Here is a 9850-nt window from a genome sequence, read left to right on the forward strand (position 1 = left end):
CGGTGCTCCTCCCGCCGCAGGTCGTCCGCCAGCTCGAAGAGGAGTACAAGAAGGCGGGCGGACCCGCCTCGGCTCCCTCGCCGGGTGGCGACGCCGAGCCGGCGGACGACGACCAGGCCGCCGGCTCCAGGGAGGTCACCCCGCAGATCGTCCTGGGCTTCCGGCCCGAGGCCTTGGCGTGGACGGCCGAGCCCTTCGACTCGGCCATCCCCCTGAAGGTGACGTTCGTCGAAAGCCTTGGCTCGGACGCCTATGTCTACGGTACGATCGCCGGGGCCGAGCGGGAGACGTCGAAGTTCGGTTCGGGCGACGAGTCCAACCAGGTCACCGTGCGAATCGAGCCCGAGGTCGTCCCCGAGCAGGGGTCGACGATCTACCTCGCCCCCGACCCCGAGCGGACGCATCACTTCTCCGCCCTGACGGGGAATCGTTTCGTCGTTCGGTGAGAATCGACCGCTAGCGGATAGAACTGGAAGCCGGGTGCGGCTGCGCGCCCGGCTTCCACCGCTCGGACGGGACGCCGCGGCTCGATCGACAGCGCGCGTCCGCCCGATCTATTGACGGAAGGTACACTGCATTGGAGCATGCTCTGCGGATCATGGCTGCACGAGCCGACGGCGCGCTTCTCGACCTACCGTGGCGGGCGCCTCTCTCGGAGTGGCCGGACAGCATCGTCGAAGCGCTTCCCCGTGGAATCTCGCGGCACATCGTCCGTTTCGTCCGCGTCGACGGGCGCATCCTGGCGATCAAGGAGATCGGACAGCCGGTGGCGGCCCACGAATACGGGATGCTTCGCGACCTCATGCGGCTGAACGCCCCGTGCGTCGAGCCTCTGGCGGTCATCTCGGGACGGGTCGACTCACGCGGCGAGCCCCTCAACGCCGCCCTCGTGACCGAGCACCTCCCCTATTCTCTTCCCTACCGGGCGCTCTTCGGCAAGCACCAGCGCCCGGCGACGATACGGCGCCTCATCGACGCGCTGTCCGTGCTCATGGTGCGGCTGCACCTCCTCGGCTTCTTCTGGGGAGACGTCTCGCTGTCCAACACCCTGTTCCGCAGGGACGCCGGCGAGTTCGCCGCCTATCTCGTGGACGCCGAGACCGGCGAGCTCTACGACCACCTGACCGACGGCAAACGCGAATACGACATCGACGTGGCGCGCACCAACATCATCGGCGAGCTCATGGACCTGCAGGCCGGTCGCCTCCTCCCCTCCGACTACGACACGATCGAAGTCGGCAACAGCTTCTCACAGCGGTACCACGACCTGTGGGACGACCTGACGATGGAGTCCTCGTTCTCCGCCGACGAGCGGTGGAAGGTCGAGGAGCGGATCGAACGGCTCAACAACCTGGGCTTCGAAGTCGGCGAGATCACGATATCGGCCGACCTGAACGGGGCCCGCCTGTCGGTCCAGCCCAAAGTGGTCGACGCCGGGCACTATTCGCGCAAGATCATGCGTCTGACGGGCATGGACGTCCAGGAGAACCAGGCTCGCAGGCTCATCAACGACATCCAGCAGTACCGCGTCATGACCGACCGCGCCGCCGTGCCGCAGACCGTCATCGCCCACGACTGGATGACACACGTCTTCCAGCCGACCATCAACGCCGTCCCGGCCGAGCTCATGGGAAAGCTGGAACCCGCCGAGCTCTTCCACCAGATCCTCGATCACCGGTGGTTCATATCCGAGCAGGCGGGGCGGGACATCCCGACGGAGGAGGCCGTGGCCAGCTTCGTCGAGAACATCCTGCGGCATCAGCGCGACGAGCGCTCCTTCCTCGGCCCGACGAGCGGGGACACCGACTACGTCGTCACGCCTACGGGGCCCAGCGCGATCACGCCCACGGGGGCCTCGGCCCGCACTCCCTCCGAGGGCACCGCCTTCACGCCTCCTGGGGGCACTCCCTCGTCGGGGAACACGGCGCCCTCGGGGATGACCGCGGATTCGGGCGGGACGGCCGCGACGGGGAACACCGCGTCCACGGGGGGCACCGCGCCGTCCGCCGAGTCGGGCAGCTAGCGCCCGCTCAGCCTCGCGGCGTGCCGGGGCCGATCGGCGCTCATCGGGAACCGTCCCCTTCCTCGGAGTCAGCCTCGCGGCGTGCCGGGGTCGATCGCCTCCGCTCCTTCCAGGCGCAACAGGAACCGTTTGCATTCGACCCCTCCCGCGTAGCCCGTCAGGGAGCCCGAGGCGCCGACGAGCCGGTGGCAGGGGATGACGATGCTTATGGGGTTGCGTCCGGTGGCGGCTCCGACGGCGCGGGCCGCGCCGGGCCGCCCGATGGCGGACGCCAGTTCGCCGTAGGTGGCGGTTCGGCCGTATCCGATTCCTTCGAGGGCCTTCCACACGGTTCGCTGGAAGGGGGTGCCGACGGCTTCGAGCGGGAGGTCGAACTCCCGGCGGGTCCCCTCGAAGTATTCGGCGAGCTGTCGGGTAGCGGCGGGCAGGGCGTCCTCCACGCGCTCCCCCAAGGCGCTCGGGGCCGGGGCTCCGCGGTGCCCCGGCCAGTAGACGGCGCGGAGCCTGCCCTCGTGCGACACGATGGTCAGGGGGCCCAGGGGCGACTCGGCCAGCGAGTGGATCACGCGGTTTCCTTTCGACGAGGGGGCGGCGGAACCTGCGGGAGCGGCGCCTGAACGGATCGCTGCCCGGTGCCGGCGATCCCGCACGGCGGCGACGGCCCCGCACGGCGGCTCCGGTCGGGTGCCGATTCGAGCCGGCGGCCCGGTGCCGGCGGCCTCGCGGCCCCAGTCCGAATCCCGGCGTCAGCCTACCGGTGGGCCGCGGCGTCCGCCTCGGCGACCAGGCGGGGCATCTCGCCGTGTAGGGCCTCGGCCAAGCCTGTTCGGCTCCGGGAGGAAGCGGCCTTCCGGATCCACTCGGGGTCGGGGGCCTCGTCCGGGGCGGCGAGGAGGCCGAAGAGGTCCTTGGGGTCCTCCGGGGCGGCGAGGAGGCCGAAGAGGTCCTTGGGGTCCTCCGGGTCGGCGATGAGGTCGATCTCCTCGTAGAGGTCGGTGCCGTCGACCGCCTCCTCGAGATAGCGCAGGGCGGTGAAGTCTTCGACGGCGAAGCCTACGGAGTCGAAGATCGTCACCTGCTCGGGGCTCGTGCGTCCGGGCTCGACGCCGGTGAGGACTTCCCAGAGTTCGGTGACGGGATAGTCCGCGGGTTTGGCCTGGATTTCGCCTTCGCTTCGGGTCTGCTCGGCGTACTCGACGAACACGGGGCCCAGGTCGAGGATGCGCTCGTCGAGCTCGGTCTTACCGGGGCAGTCGCCGCCGATGCCGTTGATGTGCATGCCGGGGCGGACGTCGTCGAGGGTCAGGACGGTGGCGTTGCGCTTGTCGGCCGTGCAGGTGGTGACGACGTTCGCCCCTTCGACCGCTTCGGACGCCGAGCCGGCGATGCGCACGTCGATTCCCAACGGGGCGAGGTTGCGGGCGAGCTTCTCACTGGCGGCGCGGTCGACGTCGAAGACGCGGACGGCCCGCAGGTCGCGGACGGCCCGGACGGCCAAGGTCTGGAACTCGGCCTGGGAGCCCGCTCCGATCAAGCCGAGGTCGCAGGGCCCGGCAGGCGCCAGGAGCCTGGTGGCCAGCCCCGAGGTGGCGGCGGTGCGCAGGGCGGTCAACAGGGTCATCTCCGCTTCGAAGCGCGGATACCCGTTGTGGACGTCGGCGAGGACCCCGAATGCGGTCACGGTCTGGTAGCCGCGCGCAGGGTTGGCGGGGTGGCCGTTGACGAATTTGAAGCCGTAGGTTGCGCCGTCGGAGGTAGGCATGAGCTCGATGACCCCGTCGCGCGAATGGGAGGCCACGCGCGGGCGGAGCTCGAACTCTGGCCAGCGGCGGAAGTTCGCCTCCAGCGCATCGATCATGCCGGTGATGGCCGCTTCGGGGCCGGCGGACGCGATCCAGCGTCGCATGTTCCTCACGTCGACGAAACGCACGTGTTCCTCCTTCGTTCGCGATGGGCGTGCTTTTCACGCGGTTCCAAGGCTTTAGTGGCAACACTGTAGGAGAAGGCGATACGCACGGGCAAGACCACTTCCGCGCGACTTCCACGCAACGGCGGAACACTGTGCTCACTGCGATATAGCATTGTGCGCATGAGAGATCTCGATGCACTGGACCACGCCCTCATCGCCGCATTGCGGGCCGACGGGCGCGCCCCGGTGGCCGAGCTGGCGAGGAAGCTGGGCGTGACCCGCGCGACGGTCACCCGGCGGATCCAGTCGCTCTCGGAGAAGGGGGTGATCCTCGGATTCACGGTGCGCGTCGCCGGGCAGGCCGAAGAGGGCCGGGTCCGCGCCATCTGCCATCTGGCGATCAAGGGCCCCTCGATGGAGGAGACCATACGGGAGCTGCGCGGGCTGCCGGAGATCACCGGCCTGCACGCGACGAACGGCGAATGGGACCTCATCGCGGAGATAAGCGTCCCCTCCCTGGCCGAGGTGGATGTGACGCTGTCGATGATCCGCGGCATTCCGGGCATCTACCATTCGGAGACGAGCCTGCTGCTGCGCTCCGTGCTCGCGTGAGGCGCCGGCGGCTGCCGCTGGCGGATGCAGCGGCGCGGAAGTCCCCCTCCGTCAGTCGCATACGGCGGGCCGGTGAGGCCACGGGCACGGACGAAGGCCGGAGGCACGGGCGCGGACGAAGGCCGGAGGCATGGGCGCGGCCGGCCGCGCGGAGACAGCGGCACGGACCCTTGCCGGAAGCCGGTCTGCGCCGGAAGCGGATCCCCGCCGAAATCGGCGCCTGGCTCAGCCGAGGTCGGCTAGGACGAGTTCGGCGAGCTGAATCGCGTTGAGGGCCGCGCCCTTGCGCAGGTTGTCGCTCACGACGAACATGGCCAGGCCGCGCCCGCCGGGGACCGACTGGTCTCGGCGGATGCGCCCGACGAAGGAGGGGTCCCTGCCCGCCGCGGCGAGCGGCGTCGGCACGTCGGCCAGTTCGACTCCGGGCGCCGCCGCCAGGATCTCCCGGGCCTCGTCCGGGCTCACCGGCGCGGCGAACTCGGCGTTGACCGACAGCCCGTGGCTGGTGAAGACGGGGACCCGCACGCACGTGCCGGACACGGCGAGGTCGGGGATGCCGAGGATCTTGCGGGATTCGTTGCGCAGCTTCTGCTCTTCGTCGGTCTCCTCCGTGCCGTCGTCGACGATCTTGCCGGCCAGGGCGACCACGTCGAAGGCGATGGGCGCCACGTAGGTGCTGGGCTCGGGCAGGTCGACGGCCGAGCCGTCGGTGGCCAGGCGGGTCAGGTCCTGAGCGGCGCCGGCGCGGATCTGCGCGTCCAGCTCCTTGACCCCGGCCAGCCCGGATCCCGAGACGGCCTGGTAGGTGGAGACGACGAGGCGGGTCAGGCTGAAGGCGTCGTGGAGCGGTTTGAGCACGGGCATGGCGGCCATGGTCGTGCAGTTGGGATTGGCGATGATGCCCTTGGGGCGGTGCGTCAACGCGTGGGGGTTGACCTCGGAGACGACGAGGGGGACCTCCGGGTCCTTCCGCCAGGCCGAGGAGTTGTCGACCACGACGGCTCCCGCGGCCGCGAACTTCGGGGCGTATTCCAGGGACGTGGCGCCGCCGGCGGAGAACACGGCCACGTCGATGCCCGTCAGATCGGCTGTGGCGACGTCCTCGACCGTGATGTCCTCGCCGCGGAAGGGCAGCGTCTTGCCCGCCGACCGCGCCGAGGCGAAGAATCGGACTCTGTCCGCTTCGACGCCGCGTTCTTCGAGAAGGGTGCGCATGACTCGGCCGACCTGCCCGGTCGCGCCGACGACTGCCAGTGTGGTCATCGTCCTGTACCTCCGTATACGACGGCCCGGGTGCCCGCATCCAGGCCGAATGCTGTGTGGACGGCGCGAGAGGCCTCGTCGAGGCGCTCGGGCGCCACGACGACGGAGATGCGGATCTCCGACGTCGAGATCATGTCGACGTTGACGCTCAGCTCGCCGAGGGTCTTGAAGAGCACGGCGGAGACGCCCGAGTGGGAGCGCATGCCCGCTCCCACCACCGAGAGGATGCCCACCGATTCGCTGACCCGGATCTCGCGGAAGCTGAGCCTGTCCCGGGATTCCTCGAGGGCGGCCACGACGGCGGGGATCTCCGCCTGCGGCACCGTGAACGAGAGGTTCGAGCTGTCGGGCGTGGCGACGGCGGTGTTCTGGACGATCATGTCGATGTTGCCGTCCACCGCGGCGACGGTCGCGAAGATCTTCGAGGCGGTGCCGGGGACGTTGGGCACGCCGGCGATCGTGATCTTCCCCTGGGAGCGGTCATGTGCGATCCCGGCGACGACCGGGGCCTCCATGGCCTTGCTCTTGCTGTAGTTTTCGTCCACGATCCAGGTGCCTTCCTTGTTGGAGAACGACGAACGGACGTGCAGGGGCACGTTGAACTTGCGGGCGAACTCGACGGCTCGCAGGTGGAGCACCTTGGCGCCGTGCGCGGCGAGTTCCAGGGTCTCCTCGTAGGTCATGACCGACAGCTGGCTGGCGCCCGGCACGATGCGGGGGTCGGCCGAGAAGACGCCGTCGACGTCGGTGTAGATCTCGCACACGTCCGCTTTCAGGGCCGCCGCGAAGGCGACGGCGGTGGTGTCGGATCCGCCCCGTCCGAGGGTCGTGACGTCGTTGTTGTCGTTGACGCCCTGGAATCCGGCGACGATGGCGACGCCGCCGCCCTTGATGACGCGGAGGATGCGTTCGGGGACGACTCCGACGATCGAGGCCTTGCCGTAGTGGGAGTCGGTGCGCAGGCCGGCCTGCTGGCCCGTGAAGGCGAGCGCCCTGACGCCCAGAGAGTTGACCGCCATCGCCAGGAGGGCCATCGATATCCGCTCGCCCGCGGTCAGGAGGATGTCCATTTCGCGCGCAGGGGCCTCGTCGGTGATCTCGTTGGCCAGATCGATGAGCTCGTCGGTCGTGTCCCCCATGGCCGACACGACGACGACGACGTCGTTGCCCGCCTTCCGGGTCTCCACGATCCTGCGGGCGACGCGTTTGACGGCGGCGGCGTCCGCGACGGACGAACCACCGAATTTCTGGACGACTAGGGCCACATCTTCTCCTTCGGTCGGCCCAATAGTAGTGGCACCCGTATCCCGCGAACCCGGGATACCGGACTATGGACACGGGGATTGATCACAGTGTGAGTTCGGTTCCAGCCGGATCGGCGGGTGGGTCAATGGGGGTCGAGGGTCGATCAATGGGGATCGAGCGGGCCGGCGTTCGGGGACGCGTCGGGGTTCGGGGACGCGTCGGCGGCCGAAGGCGTGTGGATGCGCTGGCGGCCTTCGAAGGCTCTGGAGAGCGTGATCTCGTCGGCGTATTCGAGGTCTCCTCCGACGGGCAGGCCCGAGGCGAGCCGCGAGACCGCCACGCCCAGGGGCACGAGGAGGCGGATGAGGTAGGCGGCCGTGGCCTCTCCCTCGATGTTCGGGTCGGTGGCGAGGATGACTTCCGTGACGGTGCCGTCGCCCAACCGCTTGACGAGTTCGCGGATGCGAAGGTCTTCAGGCCCGACCCCCTGGATGGGGTTGATGGAGCCTCCCAGCACGTGGTAGCGGCCGCGGAATTCGCGGGTTCGCTCGATGGCCACGATGTCTTTGGACTCTTCGACCACGCAGATCACCGAGCCGAGGCGGCGCTGGTCGGAGCAGATGGAGCAGACGTCGGCCTCGGTGACGTTTCCGCAGATCTCGCAGAACCGCACGCGCTCCTTGACTTTGAGCAGGGCGTCGGCGAGCGCCTGAACCTCGGTGGGGTCTTCGTCGAGGATGTGAAAGGCGATGCGCTGGGCGCTCTTGGGGCCGACCCCGGGCAGGTGTCCGAGTTCGTCGATGAGCTCCTGGACGGCGCCGTCGTAGATTCCCGCCATTTACTGCCCTCCGCTGGTCTTGTCGATCTCTTCGATCACCTTGCCCTTGAAGGTCGATAGTACGACATTCAGGCCGACGAGGTCCGACTGGGAGACGGCCGGGTCGGAGTCGGAGACTTCGTCCTCCTCGCTGGCCGCGGCGGCAGGCGACGGCGGGCGGGCGGGCGCGGTTTCCGCCGACTCGCCGAGCTTTCCGGCCGGCCGCTGGGGGCTCTCGCCCGGTTGGGAGGGGCGGCGTCCGCGAAGGTCGGGGCCGCCACCCGCCGCGGGCGGCTGGGAACCGACTCCCCCTCCAGGGGCGCCGCCTCCGTGGGTGGCGCGGATCCTGTCGCCGATGGACTGGGCGCCGTTCGCGCCCCTTCCCTTCGGGCCGGGAGAATCGGGAGAGCCCACGGCGTCGTGCGGCGAAGGCGAACGGTCCGGCCTGGGGAACGCGGCAGCCTCGGGGGCGGTGGGCGGAGGCGGGGTCTGCCGCGGCGGAGGCGCGGGGGTGGGCATACGCTGGGCGAAGAAGGGGATATCGTCCCGCCCGGGGTCGTTCTTCACAGCCTGGCCGGACTCGCCGCCCGCGGCTGGACTGGCATCCTCCTTCGCAGCTTGGCCGGGCTCGCCACGCCCGGGGCCGCCATCCGCCGAGCCTAGAGCGGCGGCATCGCGGGCATCGCCGGCTCCGGCGTCTGCCTCAGTGGCTTCGCCGGCCGCCTCGGCGGGCTCACCGGCCGTATCGCCGAGCTCGGCGGTTTGAGCGGTTGGGTCCGTTCCGGCGGTCGCCTCGGATTCGTCGGCTTCATCCGCTCCGGCGGTCCCTTCGCCGGTCTGGGCAGCCGCCCTGCTTTCGCCACCGCCGCTCTTGCCACCGTCACTCTCACCGACGCCGTCGTCTCCGCCGTGAGCGGAGGCGCCGACGCCGGGCGCGTCGATCAGCTGGGCGAGGACTCCCGCGGGGTCGCGCCCCGGTTTCACCGCGTCGGAGGCGCCGAACCCGTCGGCTGGGGGAAGGCTGAAGGCCGCTTCGAGTTCCTCGGGCGGGATGTCCTCTTCCGTGGGGATGTAGGGCGGGATCGGGATGTCGGGGGGCGGGGCCTCCGGCGGAATCGGAGCTCGGCTCGACGGCGGGTTCTCCCGGCGTGGGGCCGGGGCGGCCTTGGACGGGGCGGCTTTGCGACGCGCAGGCCGGTCTGCCGGTTGGGTCTCCTGGGGGGCGGCGGGTTCTCGCCGTTGCGGCCTCGTTCCCTTGTGCCGCGGATCCGGTCCCCCGCGCACGTCGCCGCCGGATTCAGACCTGCTCGTTTCCTCACGCCGTGGGCCCGGGTCTCGCTGCCGTGGGCCTGGCTCTCCCTGCCGCGGAACCGTATCCGGCGGCGTCGCCCGCTCCGCGGCGGCTGCAGCGGGCGTGCCTTTCGCATCCGTCGAGGCAGTGCCCTTCGCCGGCGGCGCAGCGGGCGCCTTCGCCCGTGCGGCCGCGCGGGCGGCACGGGGGGCGGATGCCGAGGTCGCCCCTCTAGGGGCGGGGTCTTTTGGGCCGGCCTCACCGCCTACCAGTCCCCTCACGCGCACGTCCACTCCGAGCACGTCGTGAAGCGCCCGGGAGACGCGGGGGCTGTGGCCTCGGTCGTTGAACGTCGTGGCCAGGCCCGCGGTCTGGAACTGGAGTTGGAGGACGCCGTCCCGGATGGCGCCGACCATGGCGTGGCTGTCGATGAGCGCCGCCGTCGACTTCGAATTCTGGGCGACGGCGGCCACGATCTCCCGCCATCGCTGGCGCACGATCGACGCGTCGGCGCCCGCGGGAACCGGGGCGTCCGCGCCGGCCGCGGCCGGGGCTGGCGCCCTCGGGCCATCCGGACCGCCCGAGCCGCTCGCACCGTCCGTTCCCGCGCCCGCCGGGGCTGAGCCGTTCGCACCCGCGGAACCGGGCGCGTCCACCGGTCCGCCGGCAGCGGCTGGCTCGGCGGCGGGG

7 protein-coding genes and 2 pseudogenes are annotated in these 9850 nt (G+C 70.5%); 3 read left to right on the forward strand and 6 right to left on the reverse strand.

Features of this window, described 5'->3' with window-relative positions; all coding sequences use genetic code 11:
- Positions 1 to 446, forward strand: a pseudogene (locus HMPREF0043_RS07200) (hypothetical protein); the annotation flags it as partial.
- Positions 447 to 577: 131 nt separating this feature from the next.
- Positions 578 to 2023 (forward strand): DUF4032 domain-containing protein, encoded by a 1446-nt coding sequence (locus HMPREF0043_RS07205; protein ID WP_021602342.1) that lies wholly within the window; start codon positions 578 to 580, stop codon positions 2021 to 2023.
- 68 nt (positions 2024 to 2091) lie between these two features.
- On the opposite strand, the gene HMPREF0043_RS11880 is transcribed toward HMPREF0043_RS07205, so the two are convergent.
- Together HMPREF0043_RS11880 and HMPREF0043_RS07215 are read right to left on the reverse strand one after the other, a co-directional pair.
- Complete coding sequence (locus tag HMPREF0043_RS11880) at positions 2092 to 2589, reverse strand: methylated-DNA--[protein]-cysteine S-methyltransferase (RefSeq protein ID WP_021602343.1); 498 nt, start codon at positions 2587 to 2589, stop codon at positions 2092 to 2094.
- 185 nt (positions 2590 to 2774) lie between these two features.
- Positions 2775 to 3953, reverse strand: a complete 1179-nt coding sequence (locus HMPREF0043_RS07215; RefSeq protein ID WP_084432416.1) for an ornithine cyclodeaminase — start codon at positions 3951 to 3953, stop codon at positions 2775 to 2777.
- A gap of 159 nt (positions 3954 to 4112) precedes the next feature.
- Here HMPREF0043_RS07215 and HMPREF0043_RS07220 point away from each other — a divergent pair, with 159 nt between their 5' ends.
- Positions 4113 to 4544, forward strand: a complete 432-nt coding sequence (locus tag HMPREF0043_RS07220; RefSeq protein WP_021602345.1) for an Lrp/AsnC family transcriptional regulator — start codon at positions 4113 to 4115, stop codon at positions 4542 to 4544.
- Positions 4545 to 4769: 225 nt separating this feature from the next.
- Here HMPREF0043_RS07220 and HMPREF0043_RS07225 read toward each other — a convergent pair whose 3' ends face one another.
- From HMPREF0043_RS07225 to HMPREF0043_RS10290, 4 genes and pseudogenes are all read right to left on the reverse strand, one after another.
- Positions 4770 to 5807, reverse strand: coding sequence for an aspartate-semialdehyde dehydrogenase (locus tag HMPREF0043_RS07225; protein WP_021602346.1), 1038 nt, complete (start codon positions 5805 to 5807; stop codon positions 4770 to 4772).
- Entirely contained in the window at positions 5804 to 7072 is a 1269-nt protein-coding gene (locus tag HMPREF0043_RS07230; RefSeq protein ID WP_021602347.1) for an aspartate kinase, read from the reverse strand. Before HMPREF0043_RS07230 ends, HMPREF0043_RS07225 begins: the two co-directional genes overlap by 4 nt.
- A gap of 143 nt (positions 7073 to 7215) precedes the next feature.
- The gene (gene recR, locus HMPREF0043_RS07235) at positions 7216 to 7890 is read right to left on the reverse strand and encodes a recombination mediator RecR (protein WP_021602348.1); all 675 of its coding nucleotides are present in this window, start codon (positions 7888 to 7890) and stop codon (positions 7216 to 7218) included.
- Positions 7891 to 9850 (reverse strand): annotated as a pseudogene (locus HMPREF0043_RS10290) (hypothetical protein); the annotation flags it as partial.

Origin of the sequence: Actinobaculum sp. oral taxon 183 str. F0552 (assembly GCF_000466165.1) — a bacterium.
Taxonomy (GTDB): domain Bacteria; phylum Actinomycetota; class Actinomycetes; order Actinomycetales; family Actinomycetaceae; genus Peptidiphaga.

What these genes read in the sequence shown, in the direction of transcription:
- recR (WP_021602348.1), bottom strand. Translation starts at nt 7,890, where the DNA reads ATGGCGGGAATCTACGACGGCGCCGTCCAGGAGCTCATCGACGAACTC.
- HMPREF0043_RS07225 (WP_021602346.1), bottom strand. Translation starts at nt 5,807, where the DNA reads ATGACCACACTGGCAGTCGTCGGCGCGACCGGGCAGGTCGGCCGAGTC.
- HMPREF0043_RS07220 (WP_021602345.1), top strand. Translation starts at nt 4,113, where the DNA reads ATGAGAGATCTCGATGCACTGGACCACGCCCTCATCGCCGCATTGCGG.